Origin of the sequence: Vibrio sp. S9_S30 (assembly GCF_014694455.1) — a bacterium.
Classification (GTDB): domain Bacteria; phylum Pseudomonadota; class Gammaproteobacteria; order Enterobacterales; family Vibrionaceae; genus Vibrio.
In genome coordinates this window covers 81,467-105,698 of the sequence record NZ_JAAUWT010000018.1, presented here as the reverse complement: position 1 = coordinate 105,698, position 24,232 = coordinate 81,467, and the positions used below count along the sequence as shown (strand labels likewise).

Sequence of the window (24,232 nt, the reverse complement as noted above, 5' to 3'; positions counted from 1 at the left end):
TATCCTCTACGACTACATGATCAAGTGCATGAAGGAGTTGGCGAAAGCTGAGCCTGATATCGATGCACTGCTGCCATGGAACTTCAAGCATTAGTTATGTCGCCCCGTGAGTTCATGGGGCGCTTACATTGTGGAGTTATGTGGAGAGCATTGCTGATTGGTGCAACATGATGGGATAGCAGGCATAAAAAAAGCTAGGTTGCCCTAGCCTTTCTTTTCTTTCCTGATTTCGTCTGCAACGATTTGAATTGCTTCTGCGGTACTCATACCTTGTGCCATAAGTGATTGTATTCTCTCAACGGCTTCTTGCTGTTCTTGGTGAGACAGCGTAGGTAAGTTTTGGAACATACTTTTGCTCCCGTTTTATTGGAAGCTGAGAATAACGAAATTGTTAGTAGTTGCCAAGGAAATTAATGTAGAGCCCCATTGAATTGGCGTTAGTGTAACTTGCGCCCAAATCCATAGTGATGATTCCCAAAGGAGTCAATCCAATACCAGCAGTGATAGTACCTTCATCATTTTTAGCCAGATTGGTATAGTAACCACCACGTAGTTGAAGCTGTCTCATTATATCAACCTCAACACCTGCCCTCAGCATTTGTGAGTCGTCACCGTTCATGCCTATAAATTTGTTTCGTTTTACTAAATCGTAATCAATACTAAAAGTATAGTAGTCCCCAACTAACCCACCACCAATCGTGTAGTTGGGTCTCAACTCATAGGTATCACCTAATTCAACAACTCGACCACCAATATTGACACTTTCTTTATCCGTGACAATGTCACGTTTAATGATGTTCATGGCCGACGCTCCGACTCTAAATGGTCCGTAGAACCAAACAGCGCCTAAGTCTAGGTTAAATGCCGTATCCCCTGAAGTGGAATCTGCAATACGCCCAAAGCCAAAGTTAGAAAATGAGGCGTGACTTGCAACCGAGTATACTCTTTGGATTTTCGGTGAAGCACCAACTGAAACATGCTGTCCGAACAGCGTGTAATATTTTGCGAATGTTACCCCTAACTCGGTAACACCAATTCCCATGACTTTTATCAGCGATTGATCAAGCTTGTCGATATCAGGAACGGAACTAGGCGCCATGTCCGCAGTGATGTAGGACTCTGTATATATCTTGCCGAACACGTTCATCGATACAAACTGATTCGGAATAGCGAACGCGGCGGTAAGACCTATATCCAAGGCGATCTCGTCACCAATGAGTGATTCATAAACCGATAAAATTTCGCTGGCGTTTCCCGAATTAATAGCGTTTGCTGCGTTTTTTATATCTTTGAACATTTTACCGTTATCAGTGTAAGTAAGACCTACACCAGGAATGATCATGCCTGCGTTATCATCCCGTCGATACAATGCAGCAAGAGAAGGATTATAGAATGGTGCCGACAGAAAATCAGCAGCTACAACCCCTACTCCCCCCATAGCGTCGCCTCGACCATCAACAGAGTAGTTTGCGGCATTAACAGAGCTAGTTGCTACTGCGAGTGCGATAGTTGTGGATAAACCGATTTTTTTCATAATCAAACCGTAACATTGTCCTTTTGATCGTTATCGGCTTAAATTATCAGATCTTTAGTGTTATTAATCCACCGAAATATCGTAGGTTTTACTAATTACCTGTTGATCTTCAATGGAAACGGCACCTTGCCATCGACGATGTGTGATAGAAACGGCTAGTACATATCTATCCGGGTCTAGGTCTCTTAACGGTATTGAGCTAGGGTAATCACTTTCATATTCTTGGGACCATACCTTCTGATATTTCCCTTCAAGAAAGTCGAAAAGTGAAATGTTGAGCACTGGCAACGGACAATGCTTATTTAAAAGGCCTGTTTTTTCTACTTTCCAATTGTCCTTCGATTGCCAACGTACAATTTGCTTCGCTTGCGGTTCCGACATGACTACCCACGTAACCCAAGACTCCTCGTTTACTGGCTTGATCTTTAAAAGGTACAAACCGCTAGCTAATCGCTTATTTAAGCTATACCGTTTCTGGAATATCGCTTGTTTAGACGATTCGGAGCTGAGTTTGTCAAATGACGACTCGTTTGACACACTTTGCTCACCCCAGCGATCGAATTCAATAGACTCAATTTCTTTGTTTCCCAGTACATCGACGATGACACTTGAGTTATTTCTACCCGGAGATTGAATCATCTGACGACGAATAACAACTTCATCAATCCAGTCCGGCAATCCCTCGGCGTTTAAAGAACGACCACAATCCCGCTCGATAGATTTAAGGAACAATTGATCAAGGTGATTGGCAACGTATTTAGATGGGTTTTGTTGCCATACTTCAACTATCGCGGAGAATGCTCCTTCCAAGTCATCTTCTAGTAATTTTTGGTGCGCACTTGTCAGTGAGGTTTGCTGCTCAAACCACTGATTAGCTGAGTGAGCAGTTATTGGTAAAACACAAATTAACCCCGTAAGTATATGACGAAACATTAGCTCTTCATCTTATATCCAACACCGCGCAATGTTTCAATGTCAATGCCCGGCAATTTTTGTCTAAGTTGCAGTACGTGTGTATCGACTGTTCGAGTTGTGGGGAAGTGATTGTACCCCCATACATGGTCAAGCAGTTCATCTCTTGTGAAAACGCGTCCTAAGTTGGTTGCCAAAAACAAAAGAAGATCAAACTCGGTTCGAGTTAACGTTATATTTTCGCTTTTGTAGATGACATCACGAGTATTTTTGTCAATGATTAAATGCTCTGTTATTACGCGAGAGTCATCATATTCTTCACCATCTGGACCTCTCATTTGTGCGCGAATACGGGCAAATAACTCCGCTTCCGCAAAAGGCTTTGTCAGATAATCATTTGCACCAGCGTCGAGCCCATTCACTTTGTCCTTTACGGACACTAAAGCAGTCAACAAAATCACAGGGACTTGTTTTATCTTTTTCCATTCTGGCAAATGGCTTACGGAATCACCATCTGGCAGTTGCCTGTCTAAAATGACTAGGTCAGCTTTCTCCCATAATGGGCTTACTTCAGAAATGGTTTCAGCGTGGTGACATTCGTATCCTGCTTGCTCTAGGCTAACAAGTAATCCATCCGCTAAGTTTTTATCATCTTCAACTAGAAGCAGTGTCTGTTTCACAGGGTATCTCCAATATAAATGTTGTTGGTGGGCCTTGAAGAGACATTTTGCCTCCCATTCGTTCAACCATTGACTCAACAATCGTCAAACCTAGCCCAAGTCCACTTTTACTCACAAAAGGCTTTCGAAGTGTCTTCCAATCTTTCTTAGTTAAATTACCTTGGTCGGTAACCTTAAAAATCGCACAATTTTTTTTTGTCTTAACACTTAAAACAACAGGTGCAACGCCATATTTGACGGCGTTGTTAACAAGGTTCTCTAAGCATGTACCTAGCCAATAGATATTCACTTTTATGGCGCTGTCTTTATCCAGCTCTATATGTATTGATTGCTCTAATTCTTCAAATCTGAAATCTAACCATTCCTTTACAGAAGGAAGCCATTCGCTGGAAAGCTGCTGATTATCTGATTGTAAATAGTCTTTACTTGCTTCCGCCAATTGACGTAATCGTCTAGAATCTTCACACAATCGTCTAAACTCGTCGTATACGGTTTCAGGCAGGTTTTCAAACTCCCTTCTAAACCCTTCTACTGTGAGTGAGAGGCTCGCTATCGGTGTGCGAAGTTCGTGGGTCAGAATCTGCAAAACCAACATTCTACTTTGCATTTCTTTGCGCTTACTGTTCCAACGAGTAACGGCCCAGCCAAGAATCAAAGCAATATTGAATATCGCGAGCCCAATCATGACGTTCAACAGCAAGTCTGATTGGTTTTCTACTTCCCAACAAATATTCCCGCTTTTAACAAAACAGTTATCTTTACCACTATATAGCGTCGCTTTTATTTCTTGCTGTTTCAGTAATGTTTCCCACAAATCTTGAGGAAATATTAGATATTGGTCACCATGTCGGAGCCAAAGTTCACTATCATGCATTAACATTTCAGAACCTGAGAGTAACGCCTTCATAGTGACGTAATCCATGCGCTGTAGCTTACCTAGTAAACTTGATGCATTTGATTCTGGACGCTCTGCAATATGCATGTAGTCCTTTAATTGTTCATACATATCTGGATGTGTTTCAGCGTAGCGTGCTGCGTAAGTACCACCACCGGGGTGAATTAAGCCAGAGCGGGCAAACCATTTAATGGGTAACTTGGTCCCCTTACAAATAGCGCGCGTAAAAACAAGAGGCTCGGTGATCAGCGGACTCAACGGGAGCTTGCCTTTGCATGTTTCAGATAGGCTGTACAACCTTTGTATATCTTTTAGAGGATAATTCGATGTTTGAGGTAGCATCGATTCAGGTGTTAGAAGTTTATTTGGGAAATCAGACTGAATGATGCGCATGTCATAGGAATCAATTGCCTGAGAGGTATCAAATTGACTTTTAAATTCTTCAATTCTTTCTGGCAAGCTTTGTGCGTAAACTGCGGATGTAAAAACACAGCCTAAAGTCAAATATACGATATTTCTTAGCAAAGCTGTTTCGTTCTCTATGGCATCTATAAGTAAGCTGGCAATATAACACTAATGAGAATGTGATTATAACTGCATCCCATCGTTATTAACCAATTACTGACATTCGCGACGTTTATAATCAGAATTGTTTACAGTTTCCACACTTAGTGACAATGTCACATACTGATGTTGAGCAAAATAAAAAGGGAAGCGCGAGCTCCCCTTTACCAACGAGATTTAGATTCTATTACAAGTGAGAAGATATTTGCACACAAGACTCTTTGGCATCCCCGAAGAGCATTTGAGTGTTGTCTTTATAGAATAAGGGGTTTTGCACACCAGCATAGCCCGTATTCATTGAACGTTTAAAGACAATAACATTTTGGGCATTCCATACTTCAAGTACTGGCATTCCCGCTATTGGGCTGTTTGGATCTTCTTGTGCTGCGGGGTTAACCGTATCGTTTGCACCAATCACCAAAACAGTATCTGTTTCTGGGAAGTCATCATTGATCTCATCCATTTCAAGAACGATATCGTATGGGACTTTAGCCTCTGCCAACAAAACGTTCATATGCCCTGGTAATCGACCCGCTACAGGATGAATACCAAAACGAACTTCTACGCCATGCGCTCGCAATTTCTCAGTTATTTCATGAACTGGATATTGAGCTTGAGCTACCGCCATTCCATATCCCGGTGTAATGATAACTGACTTAGAGTTTTTAAGCATTTCAGCTACTTCTTCCGCTGAAGTTTCAGTATGCTCGCCTTGCTCTTCATCACCGGTAGGAACCGAAACTTCCTGACCAAACCCACCTGCAATGACGCTGATAAAAGATCGATTCATCGCTTTACACATAATGTATGAGAGAATGGCACCGGAAGAGCCTACAAGTGCTCCCGTTACAATCAGAAGATCGTTTGCTAGCATGAAACCTGCTGCCGCTGCCGCCCAACCAGAATAGGAATTGAGCATCGATACAACAACTGGCATATCAGCGCCACCTATTGATGCAACGAGGTGATAGCCAAATACAAAAGCAATGAGCGTCATGAGAATAAGTGCAAACATGCTTCCATCGGCTTCGACAAAATGAACCAGCAAATATGCCGATACGACTAACGCGGCCAAGTTCAATTTGTGCTTATGAGGTAAATTCAGTGCAGACGAATTAATGACGCCACGTAATTTACCAAACGCAACTACTGAACCGGTAAATGTCACTGCACCAATGAAGACACCTAAAAATACTTCAACTAAGTGGATAACGTGCTTTGCTTGTGCATCAACGTCAGCAACGTCTATAGCCGGTGGTGCGATGTAGCTGTTGTAGCCAACCAAAACAGCAGCCATACCAACAAAGCTGTGTAATATGGCTACTAATTCGGGCATTTCGGTCATTTCAACCTTTTTGGCATAATGAATACCAATACCACCACCAATAACCATGGCCAGAATGATCCAGACAACACCGGAGGTATCAGGTCCAAAAATGGTTGCGATAAGGGCTATTGCCATACCAGCAATGCCATAATAGTTACCTGCTCTCGCAGATTCTTGCTTAGATAGCCCCGCTAAACTCATGATAAAGAGTATTGCGGCGACAATGTATGCGGCTTGTACTAATCCTGCAGACATGTGATTACTCTCCTTTAGTCTTTACGGAACATTTCAAGCATACGTTTGGTGACGGTAAAACCACCAAATATATTAATGCTTGCAATAAGAACGGCGACGAAAGACAAGAAGGTAACAACCCCACTTCCTTGCCCAATTTGCAATAAAGCGCCTACAACGATGATTCCAGAGATTGCATTCGTAACGGACATCAATGGAGTATGAAGTGAATGCGACACATTCCAAACGACGTAATAGCCTACAACGCACGCTAAGACAAATACCGTAAAGTGCGCAAGGAATGCGGCTGGAGCGACAGAGGCCACCCATGCAAAAGCGCCGACTCCAATGGCTAAAGCTGCTACCTTTTTCACTGGTGATGTTGGTTCTTCTGCTTTAACCGCTTGTGTCGGTTGAACTTTTGGTTTTACCTCTGGTTGTGCTGATACCTGTATTGGTGGAGCCGGCCAAGTGATTTCGCCCTCTTTAACTACGGTCACCCCTCTTAAGACGACATCTTCAAAATTGATATCGATGTTACCGTCTTTCTCTTTACATAGAAGCTTTAGAAGGTTAACAAGATTGGTTCCGTAAAGCTGCGAGGATTGAGTTGGAAGTCTGCCGACCATATCGGTATAACCAACAATTCTTACGCCATTAGGAGTGGTGATCACCTCATCGGCTACGGTGTATTCACAGTTACCGCCGTTTGCCGCTGCAAGATCGACAATAACGCTGCCCGATTTCATGCTATCGACCATCGCCTTTGTAATCAGTTTAGGGGCTGGTCGACCAGGAATGAGAGCCGTCGTAATAATGATATCGACGTCTTTAGCCTGAGCGGCATAAAGCTCTTCTGCCTTTTTATTAAATTCATCTGACATTTCTTTCGCATAGCCATCCCCAGAGCCTGAATTCTCTTGGAAGTCTACTTCTAAGAATTCAGCGCCCATAGATTGGACTTGCTCTTTGACTTCAGGGCGTACATCGAATGCGCGTACAATAGCCCCTAAGCTACCGGCGGTCCCAATGGCTGCGAGCCCCGCCACACCGGCACCAGCAACCAATACCTTGGCAGGAGGTACTTTGCCTGCTGCGGTAATTTGTCCGGTAAAGAAGCGACCAAATTCGTGTGCAGCTTCTACTACTGCGCGATACCCCGCGATATTTGCCATCGAACTTAATGCATCAAGCGCTTGCGCACGTGAAATTCTTGGTACCGCATCCATCGCCATTACATTGATGTTTTTGCTGGATAACTTCTCCATCAGGGCTTCATTTTGAGCAGGCCAAATAAAGCTGACAAGGCTCGCCCCCTCTTTGATTAAATCAAATTCATCAACGCCAGATTCAGGATCGACTTGAGGAGCATTTACTTTAAGAATCAGGTCGCTTTTCCAAACATCATCTTTTGAGACGACGGTTGCGCCAGCCGATTCAAATGCTGCATCATCAAAACTTGCCAGAACCCCGGCTTGGCTCTCCACCGAGACATCAAATCCCAGCTTTAACAACTGCTCTACCGTTTTCGGCGTCGCAGCTACTCGCCTTTCACCTGCGAGCGTTTCTTTAGGCACACCAATTTGCATAGTTATTCCCTACTAAATGCACAATTAACAATCAGTTCATATCTAACGATGAGATTAACTTCAACTTAAACGGAATAAAAATACTAAGTTTCATTAGATATAACGTTAAGGAATGAAGAAGCCTCATCTTTATCTTAAAAAATTATCGCAATTTAATTCAGTTATGTTACTAACATTCAAAAAGTTTTTAATTTTTAAAAATAAATGAAAGAGCCATTAAGCATACTGCTTAATGGCTCTTAAAAAGGTGACTAAAATCAATTCGATGTGCTGCAAAAAAACTATTTAGGTAAAAATATTGTCGCCCATTTGGTCTATAAACATTTGCGCCTTTTTTAACATGAACTCATTGGCATCAGACTCTGTGGCCAAAACATCGGATCGAATAAAGGTATGGGTTTTGGTTTCACCAGATTCAAATGTTTTGGTTATCCGACCGGCGATTCGGTACTGACCCCCTTCAGATTTTGGCTCTTGATAAATCAAATAGCCGTTATACTCAACAGGTTCAGCTTCTTGGACAACGGTTTCCTTTGAACCACCAAATAAACGAGAGAAGAGTCCCAAAATTGCTCCTTAGTCTTCTTTCTTTTTAAGAATAGGTACTTCGTACCACTCTAATTCATCGTCATCATGCCGTCTAGGTTTGGTAAAAACAACCGGGATAGCATCTTCCGCTCGTTTACGGCGATCCTCTTTGATCATACTTTCAGCAGCCAATAGCGCGTCTTGGACTTGCTTTCTCAAAACGACAAGGCGCTCTTCAGGTAAAGCAGACAAAAAATCTATATCGTGTCGAATATAAATTGGTCGTAATTGGTTCAATGCAATACAAGCTAAGTCGGCAACTTGCTCACTATCATAACGGTCAGCATAGCCCGGTTCTCCTAAACGGTTTCCGACTAATGTTTCCATATAGTTATGCACATCGACGCTTATTTTCATTTATGTACTTCCCTACGTTTCTATCATGACGTCTATTCCGACATAAACCGCTTACGCAGTAACAACTCCTTTGGACTTGCCTCTGACATAGCGAGTTATATGTTTTTGTATCATAAAAACTAGCCTAAATGAGCAGTAGTACGTTATTTTTCATAATAAGTTTAGCAAAACGCTTGGAAATTATGTGAATAAACGTATTCTATTCCTACATACTGATCCAGCTATATGTAGCTGCTGTTGACGAACTTTTTGAACCAAGATGACTTTACCTGCGATTAACGCAAACCTTGTCCGATTCCTATTTCCTTTGTTTTTGGTGACAGGCATTCTTTATGGTATCGATCAACTTACCCCGCTTATCAATCAAAACCAAGGGGCCATTGGTTTTCTCCCTTACTTGCTGTTTTCTATCGCGTTGATTTTGTGCCATAGTTTCAATCAAGGTCGAATGGGTATGATAGCGGTATCCATGATGTTGGCATATTTAGTGATACAAGAAAGGCTACAAGTCCCACTTAATTTCGGAACCACCAAGCTAGAATTCTCAATCTTGGCATTTCTAATGCCAGTCTCATGTATGACGGTTTACCTATTCCCAAACAAGCGTTTTTTTTCTAAAACGGGTCTAGCTTATTTGTTCCTACTCAGCCTGTTTATAGGTTGGGCATATATTACTGTTGAGCACTTTTCACAAAATGGGATGGATGATTTGTGGGAAGGTATCTTATTTTCAATACCACAAGTATCTAAGCTTCCATTTTTAGCTGTTTTGTACAGTGTTATTTTTGTTGGTGTGTCAGCGATCATGGTATTGACACGCCGAGAAGCGCTTGATTACGCGGTTTATAACTGTCTGTTGTTGTCTACCGTTACATTCGGATTTTTCCAACTGTCGTATATATCTGCTGTATTTTTCTCTCTCGCTGGCATCTTGCTTATATACAACATCATGTCGACGAGTCATTCGTTGGCTTTCATTGACCAACTTACTGAAATACCCAGCCGAAGAGCACTCGAAAATGAGATGGGGCATTTAGGACGACATTACGCCATCGCTATGCTGGATGTTGATCACTTTAAGAAATTCAATGATACCCACGGACATGATACAGGAGATGACGTACTTCGTTTGGTGGCAAAAACACTGAAAAAAGTCGAAGGAAAAGCCAAAGTATATCGGTACGGTGGAGAAGAGTTTACCGTGTTGTTTAAAGGAAAAACTTCGGATGAATCTTTACCTTTTCTTGATGAATTAAGAGAAAAGGTTGCAAGCTACGACATGATTGTACGAAATCGCTCCGATCGACCTAAAAACGACAAACTAGGTACAAAGAAGCGTGGATCCAGCAATTCAGAGAAAACAGTCAATGTAACGATAAGTATTGGCGTTGCGGATAGCTCAGAAATCAAACACCCGAAGAAGGTACTCAAAGCAGCCGATGAGGCGCTATATCAAGCGAAGAAGAAAGGGCGAAATTGTGTCGTTATGAGTTGAGCCTTTTGATCTCTCTCTTTTTGAGTACTCATCTTTTTTTTGTTGTTCCAAAAATGGTCTAAGATCACACCTTTATATTGTTCATTCATTATTCGCTAGCCTACCCTTTTAGTTTACGGTAACTTCGATTTTGCGGGAAACAATCTGCATCAATTTGTATATATAAAGAGTTTAATTATGAGTCAAAAAATCAATGGCACGGTAAAGTGGTTTAACCAAGATAAAGGTTTCGGATTTATCACGCCTGAAACAGGTGGTAAAGACGTATTTGTTCATTTTTCTGCAATACAAGGTACGGGTCGCCGTAACTTAGAAGATGGGCAGAAAGTCTCGTTTGTTGTGACAGACGGACAAAAAGGACCACAAGCCGAAGACGTCAACGCCATCTGATTCTTAGCCTGCTGCTAGATAGAAGAGCCACCTAAGTTCAGGTGGCTTTGTTATATCCATAATGTGCGCGAGTATTTGTGTTAGAAGCCTTGTGGTAAGATTTCAAGACAACCACATTTATCTAGGTTTAAATATGCATATCTGGAAGGGTGCTAAATTATCTCAACCCTTTACACGCTTACCTCAGCACTTCTTTACAGAGGTCGTGCCTACGCCATTAGACAATGTTCGTTGGGTTGATTGGAATGCGCCGTTAGCATTGCATTTAGGGTTTCCAGAAAGCCCAGATGAAGAATTGCTGTCCATATTTTCAGGCTCAACATCATTAACAACATGCCCTTCCATCGCAATGAAATATGTAGGACATCAATTTGGATCCTACAACCCCGACCTAGGTGATGGACGCGGTTTGTTACTGTGTCAGGTTCATGCTGAAGATTCTGACTATGATATCCATATTAAAGGAACGGGTGTGACGCCGTATTCTCGTCAAGGGGATGGCAGAGCGGTTTTACGCTCTAGCATCCGTGAGTACTTGATGTCGGAGGCAATGCATAACCTTAGCATTCCAAGCAGTCGAGCGCTTGGTTTAATCGTGAGTGACACACCTGTTTATCGAGAGCAGTTAGAACAAGGTGCTATTTGTATCCGTGTTGCAAAAACACACATAAGGTTCGGTCACTTTGAATACTTGTATTATACCAACCAGCACGACGATCTTAGATTGTTAACCGATTATGTTATTGAACAACATTTTTCATTGATACCAACATCGGATTCCCCATACCTTTCATTTTTTAAAGACGTAGTTTCAAGGACAGCCTCTATGATCGCCCATTGGCAAGCTATTGGTTTTGCTCATGGGGTGATGAATACCGATAACATGTCCATTTTGGGTGAAACGTTTGACTTTGGTCCTTTCGGAATGATGGAAAAATTCGACCCATCCTTTATTTGCAACCACTCAGACTACCAAGGTCGATACGCGTTTGATAATCAACCATCCATCGGCTTATGGAATTTGACAGCATTAGCTCAGTCGCTATCACCATTGGTTGCAAAAAAGGAACTGGAAAGCGCACTTGATGATTATTACCCACGACTGACCAAAGAATACAGCCTGAAAATGAGAGCAAAATTGGGGCTCGTCGAATCTGAATTGGGCGACACAGAGTTATTCAATGAACTGTTCTCGTTAATGAAATCACAGGAAGCGGATTACACAAATACATTTCGCGCCCTTTCAAATGTTGACAAAGTAGGGGCTGAAAACTTTCTAACGCAGTTTACGGATACTGCATCGGCAAAAGCTTGGTTTGATAACTATGAACAAAGATTACAAAGAGAATCAAGTGAGGCAGGACTGCGTTGTTTAGCGATGAGAACTGTCAACCCAAAATATATTTTAAGAAATTACATGGCGCAACAAGCCATCGATATGGCGAATCAAGGCGATTATTCTGAAGTGAAGCGCCTAAGAACATTACTTGAAAACCCCTATTCTGATGATTTTGGTCAAGAAAAAGACACACATCCCGCTCCTGATTGGGCACAAGGATTGGCACTTAGCTGTTCTTCTTGATTTGGCTTACGTGGTGAAGAAGTTAACGTTACTTCGTTACGTATCGATCTCGACCTTCAGCTTTCGCCCTGTAGAGTAAAACGTCGGCAGCACTGTAAACATCTTCAATTGTTTCACGACCAGTAGGAATAAAAGAGTACACACCTTGTGACAGTGTCACTAACTTGTTTGTAGACGATTTGGAATGTGGGATACCTAAAGCATGAATGGATCTTTGGACACGTATCGCTTGCTTTAGGGCGTCTTCAGCATTTGCATTACTTACAATAACAACGAATTCCTCTCCACCATAGCGACCAACCAACTCCCCAGAGCGAGCAAAGCAGTGATCTAATGCAGTAGCTATTTTTTGCAAGCAAGCATCCCCTTCTATGTGACCATAATGATCGTTATAGGCTTTAAAGTGATCGACATCTAAGAGTATCACTGTTAATGGTAACCGGTGTCTACCGTGCCAAGAGACCATGTTTTTCAGCTCTTTATCGACATACCGCCTGTTGTAAACCTGTGTGAGACCATCTTCATTCGCTTGTTGTTGAAGGTGCATATTCATCTGCTCTAACTGAGACGAAACCAATTTCAACTCTCTACGCATTTGAGCAATACGCTGCATGGCGTTCATCTTGGCACCAAGAACAACTTTATTTACGGGTTTGACCAGGTAGTCATCCCCACCCGTTTCAATGGCTTTAGCAATCGTTTCCGGTTCTTCGTGGCTACTCAAGAATATAATAGGAACCCAGTCATCATCACGAGCTCGAATCTCTTTAGCAACTTCAAATCCATCCATATCCGGCATGTTGATATCAAGTAAAACTAATTCGGGTTCAAACGAAGAATAAACATTGAGTGCACGTTCTCCGCTTTCAACGACTTCGACAATATGACCAAGCTGTTTGAGGCGAATAGCAAGCTGTATGCGCTCAAATTGCAGGTCATCGACGAGTAGCACCCTCATTGAAGTATTCGGAGATTTCATAGACTCAGGCTGTTATTATTCTGACAGTATGAAATAAATATAGCATGCTGCTCGTCTTGCATTATATATATTGTCAGTAATTTGTTGACTTTTATCGTGATATTCCTAGCATGTGCATTTTGGATATTGGAAGAAAAATATGTCAAACGAAAACACCCCCCCAAAACAAGAAGTCGACCTAGCGACTGTATCGTCTGAGTTACGCCAAGTTATTGAGTTTGACAATGTCCCTGAAGAAATGCATTTAATGGTAACGTCGATTCACGAAGTTTCAGAAGAAGCAGTAAGAGAGGCATGGGATGCCCTGCCAGCCAGTGCTCAAAACATTCTAGACAACTTTGAACAATTTCATGCATTAGTTTCCGTGAGCCAAGCATTTGCAGGTTTAAGCGTAATGGAAGAATTCCCTACCATGAATCTCCCTAAGGATATGTCAGAGCAAGGTAAAGAAGAGTATCGTTCTTCACTGTTAGACCAAGTTTTGCACAATTGTGTGAAGGATATGGTAAAGCAACTGAAAAAAGCGAGAAGAGATGCTATCCTGAAACGTGACTTCAATCAGGTATTTCTAAAGTAATCAAGGAAACTTTCATTAAAAGGTCGATTTTCGCGATCTTTTGTCTATTTTGAGCTGTATAAGAAATGCGTCTTGATTGTGAGATTAAATATGCAAATCTCATTTGGAGTTTTGCTTTCCTGAAAATGGATTCTCATAATGATGCAGATTATAACAACCTACTCAAATAATCGCATTTGTATATTATAAAAAGGAATTATCTATGAAAAAGCAGTTAGTTGTACTTACGCTACTTTCTTCACTTCCATTTACTGCTAGCTCTCAAGTTTATCTTGGTGGTAAAGTCGGTGCTTCATCTTTGTCAAATTCTTGCGCTGTAGCGACAGGGTGTGATGATGACAGTTCCGCATGGGGTGTATACCTCGGTTATCAATTACTGGATAACGTTGCGCTAGAGCTTGGATACGACGATTACGGTCAATTCAATTCAAGCTACGATAACAACGGTTCTCTAACTAATTTAGAAGGGTCGATGACAGCAATTACATTCGCGCCGAAATTCAGTATATCTTTGGGTGAGGATGTTGATTTCTTCAGTAAAATTGGTGCTGGTTATTCCAGTTATGATGAAGCCAAAGATGACTTAAACCTTCTAGCTGGACTAGGTTTCGAAGGTAAAATTACAGATGCTCTTCGTGCTCGAATCGAATATCAAGTAATGACAGAAATAAATGCTGGGCCTGCTTATGACAGTGCAGCAAGCATGTTTACGTTAGGTCTTAACTATCATTTCGGTGTAAAGGCAAAAACAGCTCCTGTAGAAAGAACTGAACCACGTCCAGTTGCTGAGCCTGCTCCAGCACCTGTCGTTGAAGAAAAGAAACCAGAGCCACCTAAAAAGCAAACTATCACTTTCCAATCACAGCAAGATGTCAGTTTGTTTGAAACGGGAAGCAGTAAGTTGAGCGCGGCTGGAACTCGTCGTTTTGAATCCGTAGCGACACTTCTTACTACCTACCCTCAATCAAAAGTTGGCGTTGTCGGACACACAGACAGCCGTGGCAGTGCGAAATTCAACCAGAAGCTTTCTGAAGAACGTGCTCAAGCGGTAGCTGATTATTTAATTGCTAAAGGTGTTGATTCTAGTCGTATTACCGTTAAAGGTGATGGTGAATCTAACCCAATTGCTTCAAATGATACAGCGGCAGGACGTGAGCAAAACCGTCGTGTTGAGGTGACGATTGAAGAGTTTACGGTAGAAAAGTAAAAATTACGTCTAAGTAAGAAATGGCTTCCAAGAATGGAAGCCATTTTTTTTACTGCTATCGTAAAAACGTCGGCACCTACTTTGCGAAAAATCTAAAGTCGATTGCTATGAATGTATGCTCGAACACCAGTTGTACTTCAGTGTTGTCCGCATGGCTTAGGTGTTCGGGATTTCACGAAGGGCTTTAATGGAGCGTCACATATCAATGCTGAATGATATCGCGTTGAGTGACACTGACCCCTTTGATTTGTGCATAAAGCCTTTTGCCAATATTAAGGTTAAGATCATCCACCGCCCATTGGGTGACGTTACACCATAAAGAACACTGATCACTTAACTTGAGTTTGATGGCTACGCTTTGCTTGTCTGGTGATGGCGAGTGGGTTTTCATTTCCACTATTGTTGCAGGGATAACATTGCGGATCGAAGTGTCATGTGGTTCAGAGAGACATAAAGACACATCATTTGCTCTGACTTGTACACGAACTGAGGTTGAAATATCGGCGTCTATTTTCTGAACCCAAAGCCGTGTTTTGTCACTTAATTTCAGTCTGGTTAAAGCGTACTTAGTGTGATGAGAGTCCACTAACGCATCAAACAGTGTGCTTTGCTCTGAAAAAGATTGCCAAGGTCGCATTGCCTGAGAATCCCATACGCTTTCTAATGAACCTGCTGCCTCAAGCTTACCCTGGTCCAATATGATCATATAATCCGCCAAGCGAATGATTTCATTTAAACTATGGCTCACATACAGAATTGGTACATCAACATCATTGGCGAGTCGTTCCAAAAATGGCATAACTTCACGTTTGCGAGGAAGATCCAGAGAGGCCAGCGGTTCGTCCATTATCAATAATGAAGGCTTCGACAACAAAGCTCGCCCTATTGCCACGCGCTGCTTTTCGCCACCAGAAAGGTCGACAGGCTTCCTGCTCAGTAAGCTATGTAACTGGAGTAGTTCGCAAATCGTTTGGAAATAAGAGTCATCTCTTTCATCGACGCCATACATTAAATTTCCTTTCACTGAATAGTGAGGAAAAAGCCTTGCCTCTTGAAAAACATAACCTATTTGCCGTTTCTCTATTGGCACATTCTGATTAGACGCTCGGCAAAATAACGTATTTCCATTAACCTCTATTCTCCCATCATCAGGAACAGATAAACCCGCAACGGTGTTAATCAAAGAGGTTTTTCCAGCCCCAGAACGTCCAAAAACAGCCGTAATACCTTTCGAAGGGAGAGACAAATCAACATCCAAATTTAACGGACCGAGTTGCTGCTTCACTTTTATCCGGATCATTTTCTCTCCGTAGAAACCAAGCCAATTTTTTGATTGGCTTTTTTGCTAAGAACTTCAGATACGAGCAAAGAAATCAGCGCTACAACAATGGAAATAACACATAAACGTGCCGCTTCGAATTCTGCTCCGGGTGTCTCAATATAAGAATACATGGCGAGAGGGAGAGTCTGGGTTTCACCTGGAATGCTGGAAACAAAACTGATCGTCGCCCCAAATTCACCTAGGCTTCTCGCGAATGCAAGCAAAGCACCCGTAATAATACCAGGCAGCGCTAAAGGTAGCGTAATTGTAAAGAACACACGCAGAGGGGGGGCGCCCAATGAACGTGCCACTTGTTCTAATTTGGTATCGATACTTTCAATGCTCAGCCTGATGGCTCTAACCATTAAAGGTAGCGAAACTACCGCCGAGGCCAATACGGCACCTTTCCAATCAAAACTGAATACAATACCAAACGTGTCGAGCAGCCATTTCCCTATCATTCCTTGTCTCCCCATAACGACCAGAAGTAGATACCCAATGACTACGGGAGGTAAAACCAGTGGAAGATGGATACACGCATCAAATGCATTTTTGCCACGAAAGGATTTGCGGGCAAGCACCCAAGCAATTGTGATACTAAAAGGAGTAAGCCAAATGACCGAATATAATGCGACCTTTAAGCTTAAGTAGAGAGATTCCAGTTCAAAATCTGTCAGCATGAGCGTTCCATTATTAGGGGGTATGGACTCAATATGCCTTCCCCGTTTTCGCATGAGAATAGCTTGCCATCGTACCTATACTAAAGTTCACCAAAGAGTAAACAATAGGTTCACAGCCCCATTCTCCTAATAAATCATTCAAGTGACAGTGTCACCTTGGTATTCTTCCATTGATGAACGAACATTGAGCCCCTTTAAAGTTATCATGGCAATTTAGTCGCCCAGAGTTTATCTAAGTCCATATACTTTTCTATCGCATTTGCTATTCGATCGATTGCATTTTCTTTCATTTTTTCAAAGTCTACGGGTTGGATCTCCTCACTTCCTGCCCAATTTAGAAGCAAACGCGTTGCGCCTTCCTCTTCAAAAATGCCATGTAAGTAGCTGCCAAAAATTTGATTGCAGCTACTGATAGCTCCATCACTTAACTGATTTTCTAGGGTAATGGGTTGAATTTCGTTGACTTGTGTCACGCCAGCATGAATCTCGTAGCCAGAAACGGGGAAAGACTGGTCGCCTATTTGCAATGTACCTTTAACGGTTTTTAACTGCTTTTCAGGGTGAAGTACTGTATTTATGTTCAATAAAGATAGCCCTTCACTCTCACCAGCGGCACCTTCAATGCCTTCAGGATCGGAAATGGTATTGCCAAGCATTTGATATCCACCGCAAATTCCTATGACCTTACCGCCCAATCGAATGTGCCTCAGAATCTCTTTATCCCATCCCTGTGAACGAAGATAGTCAAGATCTTGCCGGACAGATTTGGTCCCTGGAAGAATGATTAAATCGGCTCCTTTTAAGGATTCACCTTTGCCTACGTACTCGAAATCAATATTTGGGTTTAGACGTAAGGGGTCGAAGTCTGTGTGGTTACTAATTCTCGTAAAAACAGGCACCTTGACTCGAAACAATTGACCTTCACCGGTCACCTGTTCACTGGTTATGGCGTCTTCCGCTTCAAGATTCAGTCCATGTAAAAATGGCAACACACCCAATACTGGCTTTCCTGTTTTTTCTTCCAGCCAGTCAAGACCGGACTCCAAAAGTTTAATGTCCCCTCGAAAGCGATTAATAACAAAGCCAATTACACGATTTTGTTCCGATTGTGATAACAGTGCTAGCGTGCCATATAAATGGGCAAACACGCCTCCGCGATCAATGTCGGCGACAATAATAACGGGGACATCGGCGTTTTCTGCAAATCCCATATTGGCAATATCATTTTCCCTCAGGTTTATTTCTGCTGGGCTTCCTGCCCCTTCAATAACAATAGATTCATAATCACGTTGTAGTCGGCTAAAGGAATCCATTACGCTATCCATAGCGACCTTTTTATAGTCGTGGTAGCCTTCGGCATCCATATTCGTTAAGGCTTTGCCTTGCAGAATTACCTGGGCTCCAGTATCAGAGTTGGGTTTAAGCAAGACGGGATTCATATGGACAGTAGGCTCTACACCACACGCTTGAGCCTGTACAGCTTGCGCCCGACCTATTTCGCCGCCATCTCTTGTCACAGCACTGTTCAAAGCCATGTTTTGAGGTTTAAAAGGGGCAACCTTTCTCCCCTTTCTGGCAAGTACGCGGCATAGGCCTGCCACTAGAACAGACTTTCCTGCATCAGACGTTGTTCCTTGTACCATTAGAGCTTGAATGGGTGGGATCATAATCGGTTCTTTTTATTGTGTATTTTGATTGTCCGTATAGTAATGCTTATCACCAATTAACCTCAAGCAGCATCGTATTTCTGTCTTAAATGAATTTCCGTGAGCGCATTGCCAAGGCGGATTCAGTTTCACCGTAATGTACTACCCTTTATATTTGCTGGTGAGCCGGTGTAGATTCAAACAGAGCATGACGACATAGTATTGACACAGCCTCCTAATGCGAGTCAAAAATCTGTCTCCATGGGAGAGGTGAGATCGGAGCAACGCTGGAAGTGGAAAGAAAACGCCCGCAGATCCTTTAAGATCTCATTGAAGGACTACCATATGTAAAGATGGTCTATTTTTTGCATGATTTTGAGTATTCTCGGATTTTTGGCACTAAGCCAAAGCGTTAAATGGATGGAATACATATGTTTGGACGTAAACGCCACTTAGCCCTACTTCTCATGGCTCTGAGCCCGATGACGACTATTGCTAACAATTTCAACTACTCTTCTGTTGAGTTTAGAGTCGGCGCAAGCCCTACTTCTTATGGTGTAGAAGGTAGTTTGACGTTTACCGAAAATACCCATTTTATCGGTCGTCTAGACAGCCGATTCGAAGGTGATTATGACGGTGCGGTGGGAGTGGGTTTCAATGGACCCGCAACAGGGTTTGCCGACATTTTTGGACAAATGCTGATCCATAACCTTAAAACTAGTGACGACAAATTTGTTGGCAACCAATTTGTACCAGAATTGAACATTGGCGCCCGCATATGGGTGTTAGAGAATATAGAAGCCAATGTGAGAGTTGGGCAATTAGTTTATAGTGACACGACAGAGCTTACCTATAGCTTTGGTGGTCGTTTCCATTCGACTGACCAGTTATCGATTGGTGCCAACATCGCAGACAACGGTGTTTACGGATCTCAACTCATCATGGGCGCGAGATTCGTATTCTAATTTGGGGCGAGAATAAAAAGCCTCCGCTTTACGGTTTTAAGCGAAGGCTTTTTGACGGGATTCACATGGTACTCGTTACTTCACCCTCTTCTGAATGTATTTCTTGCTGACATCAACAACAGCAACGTCTCTAAAGAAACTTCTCCCTAAAAGGACAGGGAAAGTAAGATGAGAGCGATCAACTAAGGTAAACTCTGTTTTCGTTTTCAAATCACCGATTTGAATATCGCCCTCTACTACCGCCCTTCTTTGATAAGAATCTCGGCTGGATTGTTTAATGCGAACCCAGCGTTGCACTGGTAGCGTCAGCGCTGAGCTTTTATCACCTTCATGGGCTATCTTGAATCGAACAAAATCCTTTCCGTTCTTATCAAATGTTTCGATATCAACAGCGCTGATAGACGAAGTCGTCGCACCGGTGTCAATGCGTGCTTTGTAGCTCTCACCTAAACCGGGAATATGAACCCATTCTTTCTCGCCGAGAATCAGCTTTCCATCCGCTGTTTTTAACACATCTAAATCTTGTGTTGTATCCACTTTCCGAGAGGCTTGTACCTCAGGGTATACGCCTGTTTGAATATTGATACAAGCTGTCAAAACACCAGCAATTGCAAAGAAAATGTAAGGTCTTCTCGACTTCATTATAACCTCTTATTGGTTAGATACGGTTACAATCGCCTCTGCTACATAAGGAATATCTTTTTCTGTCAGCCCGGCTATATTGATGCGCCCATCACCAACACCATAGATACCATAGCTCTCACGCAGTTGAAGCATTTGTTCAGAGGAGAAGCCTAGCACAGTGAACATACCTTTGTGTGACTGGATAAAGTCAAATTGGTCAGAGTTATGTGCATTTTTAAGTTCCAAACATAAGCTTTCTCTCAGAGAGACAAGCCTATGCTGCATTTGTGAAAGTTCTTCTCGCCAAACAGAGGTTAGGTCTTTGTTTCCTAGCACTGTTTTCACCAAAGCAGCACCATGATCAGGTGGCATGGTGTACGTCGCACGCGCTAGCTGCAATAACTTCCCTTTCGCCTTAGCGGCTTCATTTGCGTTTTTGCCCACAACTATCGCAGCGCCAGTGCGTTCGCGATACAAGCCAAAGTTTTTAGAACAAGAAGTCGTAATGAACATTTCCTCAACATGATTTGCCATATGCTGAAGACCCAACGCATCTTCTTCTAATCCATCACCAAATCCTTGGTAAGCAACATCGACAAATGGCGTGAAACCTTGCTTTGTCGCCATCGCAGTCATTGTTTCCCACGTTTTAAAATCGATGTCTGCGCCTGTTGGGTTATGGCAACACCCATGGAGTAAAACAACATCTTGATGTCCGGCTTGCGATAAGTCTTCAAGCATCGCAGCAACATCAACCTGTTTTGTTGCCGTGCTAAGATAGCGGTAATGCCTCACTTTTAAGCCAGCCGCTTCCATAACTGGTTGGTGGTTTACGTAGCTGGGATTACTTAACCAAACCGTGGTATTGGGTTGTGCCACTTTCATTAAATCCCCAAGCATCCGAAGTGCGCCACTCGCTCCCGGGGTTTGAATGGCAGCCACACGATCGTAGGCTGCAGTGCCTGTGAGTAACAAGTCCACCATGCTTTGATTGAATTCTTCGCAACCAGCAAGTCCGACATAGGCTTTTGATTTTTGTGTAGACGCTACCTGTTCTTGAGCCAGAGAGATGGCTTTCATGATTGGCGTGTCGCCGTCACTATTTCGATAAACGCCAATACCTAGATCGACTTTTTCAGTTCTAGGATCATTGCGATAAGCAACAGAGAGAGAAAGAATCGGATCCTGTTTCGGTTCCGGCAGATGAGATAGCATGGAATTCACAACCCTTTAGTAGTCGACAGTGACAAGCAAGTTAACATTGTTACAACAAAAAATCGAAAGGAATTTATGATTGTTAATAGGTAACAACTCAACGTGTTTGTCATGACAAATTTACACCTTTAAATAGTGAATGATTTGGTTAGCGCTTCCACGCCACTCCAAATTAGGGTCGGCGTGTTCCTGTTCAAATTTTCCATCAACTAGAACATCGATAAGATCAACCACTCGTTTTTGTTCGAGGGTTAATTCATTCATTCGGTATCCCGTCCATAGCCAGATGTCTTTATCAGGGCACTCCGATTTGACACGCATAACGATCCGTAAAATATCGGATACATTTTTAGGATGAAGCGGGTCGCCCCCCGATAACGAGAGCCCCCTTCTTGGGATTCGTGTGTCCATCAAATCCTGAACAATCTGATTTTCAAGTTCGAGCGTAAACGGATAACCAGAACACAAAGACCACGTTGATTTGTTATAGCACCCACGACATTGATGAACGCAACCCGACACAAATAATGTGCATCTTGTGCCAGGTCCATTGACGACATCAACCGAATGATATTGGTGGTAGTTCATTAGAGGTGTTTAACTCTGCGCTTCACTTCTTCTTGCTTGCCGAAATTAAACGGTCTTGCGTCAGGGCTACCTAAGTAGCCACACACTCGGCGCGTAACCGAAACGCGTGTAGAATCATGATTGCCGCAACTTGGGCATATAAAGCCTTTACTCGTGCACTCAAATTCTCCGGTATAACTGCAATCGTAGCACTCATCAATCGGTGTATTGGTACCGTAATAAGGCACTCGGCTATAACTGTAATCCCAAACGTTCTCTAACGCTTCAATATTACGTTGCATGTTCGGGAATTCGCCGTAGCAAATAAACCCACCGCTCGACATTTCAGGGTACGGCATTTCAAAATCGATTTTGTCGTATGGGTTCACTTTCTTTTGTACGTCCAGATGGAAACTATTGGTGTAGTACCCTTTATCGGTTACCCCTTTAATGACACCGTATTCTTTTGTATCGATTTGACAGAATCGGCTACACAAATTCTCACTTGGCGTGCCATATAAACTGAAGCCGTAACCGGTTTCTTCCGTCCATGTTTGAACTCGTGCTTTCATGTACTCAACAACCTTAAGACCTTTAGATCTAAGTGTATCGTTATCGTACATATGCTCAGACTCGCCAAACAATGCCACCATGGTTTCGTGTATCCCAATATAGCCAAGTGAAATTGACGCTCTGCCATTTTTGAAAATTGACGCAACACAATCGTCCGGGGATAAACGCACACCGCACGCTCCTTCCATATAGAGAATTGGGGCCACTCTGGCTTTTACTGTCTCCAATCGAGAGATTCGAGTTTCTAAAGCACGGCGAGCTAACGCGAGTTTTTCTTCCAATAATGTATAGAAAACCTCTTCATCCCCTTTGGCTTGAATCGCAATTCTTGGGAGGTTAAGACTGACAACCCCTAGGTTATTTCTGCCTTCATGAATCAACTCACCTTTCTCTTCGTAGGTATTTAGGAAACTACGGCAACCCATTGGCGTTTTGAAGGAACCAGTGACTTCAACCACTTTGTCGTAGTTAAGAATATCTGGATACATACGTTTCGATGCACATTCTAATGCGAGCGATTTTATATCGTAGTTCGGATCGGACTTTTTGTGGTTCAGCCCATCTTTAATCGCAAAAACAAGTTTTGGAAAAACGGCGGTTTTGCGATTTTTACCCAAACCGGATAGGCGATTTTTTAAGATGGATTGTTGGATCAATCTTGATGCCCAACTGGTTCCCAAACCAAAACCAAATGTCACGAATGGTGTCTGCCCATTAGCAGTGTGGAGCGTGTTCACTTCATACTCTAACGATTGGAACGCGTCATAGCATTCTTTCTCGGTACGCACTTTCGCAAACGATTCAGGGTTACGAATATCCCATTCTTTCGCGATAGAGAAGTGCTTATTGTAACTTGCTAATACGTAGGGTTCTAAAACCTCATCGATACGGTTGATGGTTGTCCCACCATAAATATGGCTCGCCACTTGTGCGATGATTTGCGCCGTGACTGCAGTTGCCGTTGAAATCGATTTAGGGGTGTCGATTTCAGCATTTCCCATTTTAAAGCCATGGGTGAGCATGCCTTTTAAATCAATCAACATACAGTTAAACATTGGGAAGAATGGCGCGTAATCTAGATCGTGATAATGAATATCTCCCGCTTCATGAGCTTGAACGATGTCGCGAGGCAAAATGTGAGTTTTGGCATAATGTTTAGCCACTATGCCCGCCAAAAGGTCACGTTGTGTCGGGATAACTTTGCCATCTTTATTGGCATTCTCATTGAGTAACTCAGCGTTACTTTGTTCAATCAGACCTTCAATCTCTTTGTTCAAAACACTGAGCTTTTCACGCGCTATGTCTCGGTCGTGGCGATATTCGATGTACGAACGCGCCAACCCTTTGTAAGGCCCCTGCATCAGTTCATTTTCAACCAGAGTTTGAATTTCTTGAATACACACTTCTTGCCGATTTTCTAGAGAACGATACACTACGCTTGCCACTTGCTCGGCGTATCGGTAAAGCGCCTCATCTGAAGTGTTCGAAGCGCTTTTTACAGCAGTTATGATGCGTCCCTTATCAAACGGTGCTTTCGCTCCATCCCTTTTAATGACAACTGTATTCACTTTTTCCCTCTGCGCTGGCTGGTTTAAAAACACTACATATGCGCATTTAATTTTCAAAGGCACTACATGTGGTGGGATATTAGAAGTTATGCGCCTCAGAGGTGTTTTGATCCAAATCAACAAAAACAAACGGTCGTGTAAGATCAAGTCGATCTTAGTGGAT

23 protein-coding genes are annotated in these 24,232 nt (G+C 42.7%); 6 read left to right on the top strand and 17 right to left on the bottom strand.

The features are described from left to right. Window positions 1–204 precede the first annotated feature (204 nt). The 9 genes from HC752_RS19220 to HC752_RS19180 all read right to left on the bottom strand — a co-directional run bounded on the left by HC752_RS19220 (window position 205) and on the right by HC752_RS19180 (window position 8,680). Window positions 205–348, bottom strand: coding sequence for a YoaH family protein (locus HC752_RS19220; protein ID WP_190336816.1), 144 nt, complete (start codon window positions 346–348; stop codon window positions 205–207). Between the two features lie 43 nt (window positions 349–391). Beyond that, window positions 392–1,534: a conjugal transfer protein TraF gene (gene traF, locus HC752_RS19215; protein ID WP_190336815.1), complete on the bottom strand. Its 1,143-nt coding sequence runs from the start codon at window positions 1,532–1,534 to the stop codon at window positions 392–394. Window positions 1,535–1,597: 63 nt separating this feature from the next. Next, window positions 1,598–2,467, bottom strand: coding sequence for a DUF2861 family protein (locus HC752_RS19210; RefSeq protein WP_190336814.1), 870 nt, complete (start codon window positions 2,465–2,467; stop codon window positions 1,598–1,600). Then, window positions 2,467–3,126 (bottom strand): response regulator transcription factor VxrB, encoded by a 660-nt coding sequence (vxrB, locus tag HC752_RS19205; protein WP_190336813.1) that lies wholly within the window; start codon window positions 3,124–3,126, stop codon window positions 2,467–2,469. Before vxrB ends, HC752_RS19210 begins: the two co-directional genes overlap by 1 nt. Next, window positions 3,101–4,546 carry a sensor histidine kinase VxrA gene (gene vxrA, locus HC752_RS19200; protein WP_238930569.1) on the bottom strand — a complete coding sequence of 482 codons (1,446 nt, stop codon included), beginning with the start codon at window positions 4,544–4,546 and terminating at the stop codon, window positions 3,101–3,103. Before vxrA ends, vxrB begins: the two co-directional genes overlap by 26 nt. A 226-nt stretch (window positions 4,547–4,772) precedes the next feature. Then, window positions 4,773–6,167, bottom strand: a complete 1,395-nt coding sequence (gene pntB / locus HC752_RS19195; protein WP_190336812.1) for a Re/Si-specific NAD(P)(+) transhydrogenase subunit beta — start codon at window positions 6,165–6,167, stop codon at window positions 4,773–4,775. Between the two features lie 14 nt (window positions 6,168–6,181). Then, window positions 6,182–7,735: a Re/Si-specific NAD(P)(+) transhydrogenase subunit alpha gene (locus HC752_RS19190; RefSeq protein ID WP_190336811.1), complete on the bottom strand. Its 1,554-nt coding sequence runs from the start codon at window positions 7,733–7,735 to the stop codon at window positions 6,182–6,184. A gap of 285 nt (window positions 7,736–8,020) precedes the next feature. Continuing rightward, a complete protein-coding gene (locus tag HC752_RS19185) occupies window positions 8,021–8,302 on the bottom strand; it encodes an HlyU family transcriptional regulator (protein ID WP_190336810.1) in 282 nt (93 codons plus the stop codon). 9 nt (window positions 8,303–8,311) lie between these two features. Further along, a complete protein-coding gene (locus HC752_RS19180; protein ID WP_190336809.1) occupies window positions 8,312–8,680 on the bottom strand; it encodes a late competence development ComFB family protein in 369 nt (122 codons plus the stop codon). Window positions 8,681–8,939: 259 nt separating this feature from the next. On the opposite strand from HC752_RS19180, the gene HC752_RS19175 reads away from it, so the two are divergent. The 3 genes from HC752_RS19175 to HC752_RS19165 all read left to right on the top strand — a co-directional run bounded on the left by HC752_RS19175 (window position 8,940) and on the right by HC752_RS19165 (window position 12,147). Continuing rightward, entirely contained in the window at window positions 8,940–10,175 is a 1,236-nt protein-coding gene (locus HC752_RS19175) for a GGDEF domain-containing protein (protein ID WP_190336808.1), read from the top strand. 177 nt (window positions 10,176–10,352) lie between these two features. Next, a complete protein-coding gene (locus HC752_RS19170) occupies window positions 10,353–10,565 on the top strand; it encodes a cold-shock protein (RefSeq protein WP_190336807.1) in 213 nt (70 codons plus the stop codon). Between the two features lie 133 nt (window positions 10,566–10,698). Further along, entirely contained in the window at window positions 10,699–12,147 is a 1,449-nt protein-coding gene (locus HC752_RS19165) for a protein adenylyltransferase SelO (protein ID WP_190336806.1), read from the top strand. Window positions 12,148–12,175: 28 nt separating this feature from the next. On the opposite strand, the gene HC752_RS19160 is transcribed toward HC752_RS19165, so the two are convergent. Further along, the gene (locus HC752_RS19160; RefSeq protein WP_190336805.1) at window positions 12,176–13,126 is read right to left on the bottom strand and encodes a GGDEF domain-containing response regulator; all 951 of its coding nucleotides are present in this window, start codon (window positions 13,124–13,126) and stop codon (window positions 12,176–12,178) included. Window positions 13,127–13,265: 139 nt separating this feature from the next. On the opposite strand from HC752_RS19160, the gene HC752_RS19155 reads away from it, so the two are divergent. Then, window positions 13,266–13,703 carry a DUF3069 domain-containing protein gene (locus HC752_RS19155; protein ID WP_190336804.1) on the top strand — a complete coding sequence of 146 codons (438 nt, stop codon included), beginning with the start codon at window positions 13,266–13,268 and terminating at the stop codon, window positions 13,701–13,703. A gap of 202 nt (window positions 13,704–13,905) precedes the next feature. Beyond that, entirely contained in the window at window positions 13,906–14,910 is a 1,005-nt protein-coding gene (locus HC752_RS19150) for an OmpA family protein (protein ID WP_190336803.1), read from the top strand. Between the two features lie 202 nt (window positions 14,911–15,112). Here HC752_RS19150 and modC read toward each other — a convergent pair whose 3' ends face one another. The 3 genes from modC to HC752_RS19135 form a co-directional block, all read right to left on the bottom strand. Beyond that, window positions 15,113–16,210, bottom strand: coding sequence for a molybdenum ABC transporter ATP-binding protein ModC (modC, locus tag HC752_RS19145; RefSeq protein ID WP_190336802.1), 1,098 nt, complete (start codon window positions 16,208–16,210; stop codon window positions 15,113–15,115). Then, window positions 16,207–16,911: a molybdate ABC transporter permease subunit gene (modB, locus tag HC752_RS19140; RefSeq protein WP_190336801.1), complete on the bottom strand. Its 705-nt coding sequence runs from the start codon at window positions 16,909–16,911 to the stop codon at window positions 16,207–16,209. Before modB ends, modC begins: the two co-directional genes overlap by 4 nt. A gap of 203 nt (window positions 16,912–17,114) precedes the next feature. Continuing rightward, window positions 17,115–18,578, bottom strand: coding sequence for a cobyric acid synthase (locus HC752_RS19135; RefSeq protein WP_190336800.1), 1,464 nt, complete (start codon window positions 18,576–18,578; stop codon window positions 17,115–17,117). Between the two features lie 410 nt (window positions 18,579–18,988). Between HC752_RS19135 and HC752_RS19130 the strand changes: the two genes are divergently transcribed. Continuing rightward, window positions 18,989–19,522 carry a hypothetical protein gene (locus HC752_RS19130; RefSeq protein ID WP_190336799.1) on the top strand — a complete coding sequence of 178 codons (534 nt, stop codon included), beginning with the start codon at window positions 18,989–18,991 and terminating at the stop codon, window positions 19,520–19,522. Window positions 19,523–19,597: 75 nt separating this feature from the next. On the opposite strand, the gene HC752_RS19125 is transcribed toward HC752_RS19130, so the two are convergent. From HC752_RS19125 to nrdD, 4 genes are all read right to left on the bottom strand, one after another. Beyond that, entirely contained in the window at window positions 19,598–20,164 is a 567-nt protein-coding gene (locus HC752_RS19125) for a putative ATP-dependent zinc protease (RefSeq protein ID WP_190336798.1), read from the bottom strand. 9 nt (window positions 20,165–20,173) lie between these two features. Beyond that, window positions 20,174–21,361 (bottom strand): amino acid aminotransferase, encoded by a 1,188-nt coding sequence (locus tag HC752_RS19120; RefSeq protein ID WP_190336797.1) that lies wholly within the window; start codon window positions 21,359–21,361, stop codon window positions 20,174–20,176. Window positions 21,362–21,481: 120 nt separating this feature from the next. Beyond that, window positions 21,482–21,949, bottom strand: coding sequence for an anaerobic ribonucleoside-triphosphate reductase-activating protein (gene nrdG, locus HC752_RS19115; RefSeq protein WP_190336796.1), 468 nt, complete (start codon window positions 21,947–21,949; stop codon window positions 21,482–21,484). After that, the gene (gene nrdD / locus HC752_RS19110; protein WP_190336795.1) at window positions 21,949–24,069 is read right to left on the bottom strand and encodes an anaerobic ribonucleoside-triphosphate reductase; all 2,121 of its coding nucleotides are present in this window, start codon (window positions 24,067–24,069) and stop codon (window positions 21,949–21,951) included. Before nrdD ends, nrdG begins: the two co-directional genes overlap by 1 nt. Window positions 24,070–24,232 lie beyond the last annotated feature (163 nt).

Excerpts from the sequence above, each read along its gene's own strand:
- HC752_RS19120 (WP_190336797.1), bottom strand. The coding sequence starts at position 21,361 with ATGCTATCTCATCTGCCGGAACCGAAACAGGATCCGATTCTTTCTCTC.
- HC752_RS19175 (WP_190336808.1), top strand. The coding sequence starts at position 8,940 with ATGACTTTACCTGCGATTAACGCAAACCTTGTCCGATTCCTATTTCCT.
- modC (WP_190336802.1), bottom strand. The coding sequence starts at position 16,210 with ATGATCCGGATAAAAGTGAAGCAGCAACTCGGTCCGTTAAATTTGGAT.
- HC752_RS19165 (WP_190336806.1), top strand. The coding sequence starts at position 10,699 with ATGCATATCTGGAAGGGTGCTAAATTATCTCAACCCTTTACACGCTTA.
- HC752_RS19220 (WP_190336816.1), bottom strand. The coding sequence starts at position 348 with ATGTTCCAAAACTTACCTACGCTGTCTCACCAAGAACAGCAAGAAGCC.
- HC752_RS19170 (WP_190336807.1), top strand. The coding sequence starts at position 10,353 with ATGAGTCAAAAAATCAATGGCACGGTAAAGTGGTTTAACCAAGATAAA.
- traF (WP_190336815.1), bottom strand. The coding sequence starts at position 1,534 with ATGAAAAAAATCGGTTTATCCACAACTATCGCACTCGCAGTAGCAACT.
- modB (WP_190336801.1), bottom strand. The coding sequence starts at position 16,911 with ATGCTGACAGATTTTGAACTGGAATCTCTCTACTTAAGCTTAAAGGTC.
- HC752_RS19160 (WP_190336805.1), bottom strand. The coding sequence starts at position 13,126 with ATGAAATCTCCGAATACTTCAATGAGGGTGCTACTCGTCGATGACCTG.
- HC752_RS19150 (WP_190336803.1), top strand. The coding sequence starts at position 13,906 with ATGAAAAAGCAGTTAGTTGTACTTACGCTACTTTCTTCACTTCCATTT.
- nrdG (WP_190336796.1), bottom strand. The coding sequence starts at position 21,949 with ATGAACTACCACCAATATCATTCGGTTGATGTCGTCAATGGACCTGGC.
- HC752_RS19180 (WP_190336809.1), bottom strand. The coding sequence starts at position 8,680 with ATGAAAATAAGCGTCGATGTGCATAACTATATGGAAACATTAGTCGGA.
- HC752_RS19125 (WP_190336798.1), bottom strand. The coding sequence starts at position 20,164 with ATGAAGTCGAGAAGACCTTACATTTTCTTTGCAATTGCTGGTGTTTTG.
- HC752_RS19210 (WP_190336814.1), bottom strand. The coding sequence starts at position 2,467 with ATGTTTCGTCATATACTTACGGGGTTAATTTGTGTTTTACCAATAACT.
- pntB (WP_190336812.1), bottom strand. The coding sequence starts at position 6,167 with ATGTCTGCAGGATTAGTACAAGCCGCATACATTGTCGCCGCAATACTC.
- HC752_RS19190 (WP_190336811.1), bottom strand. The coding sequence starts at position 7,735 with ATGCAAATTGGTGTGCCTAAAGAAACGCTCGCAGGTGAAAGGCGAGTA.
- HC752_RS19155 (WP_190336804.1), top strand. The coding sequence starts at position 13,266 with ATGTCAAACGAAAACACCCCCCCAAAACAAGAAGTCGACCTAGCGACT.
- HC752_RS19130 (WP_190336799.1), top strand. The coding sequence starts at position 18,989 with ATGTTTGGACGTAAACGCCACTTAGCCCTACTTCTCATGGCTCTGAGC.
- HC752_RS19135 (WP_190336800.1), bottom strand. The coding sequence starts at position 18,578 with ATGATCCCACCCATTCAAGCTCTAATGGTACAAGGAACAACGTCTGAT.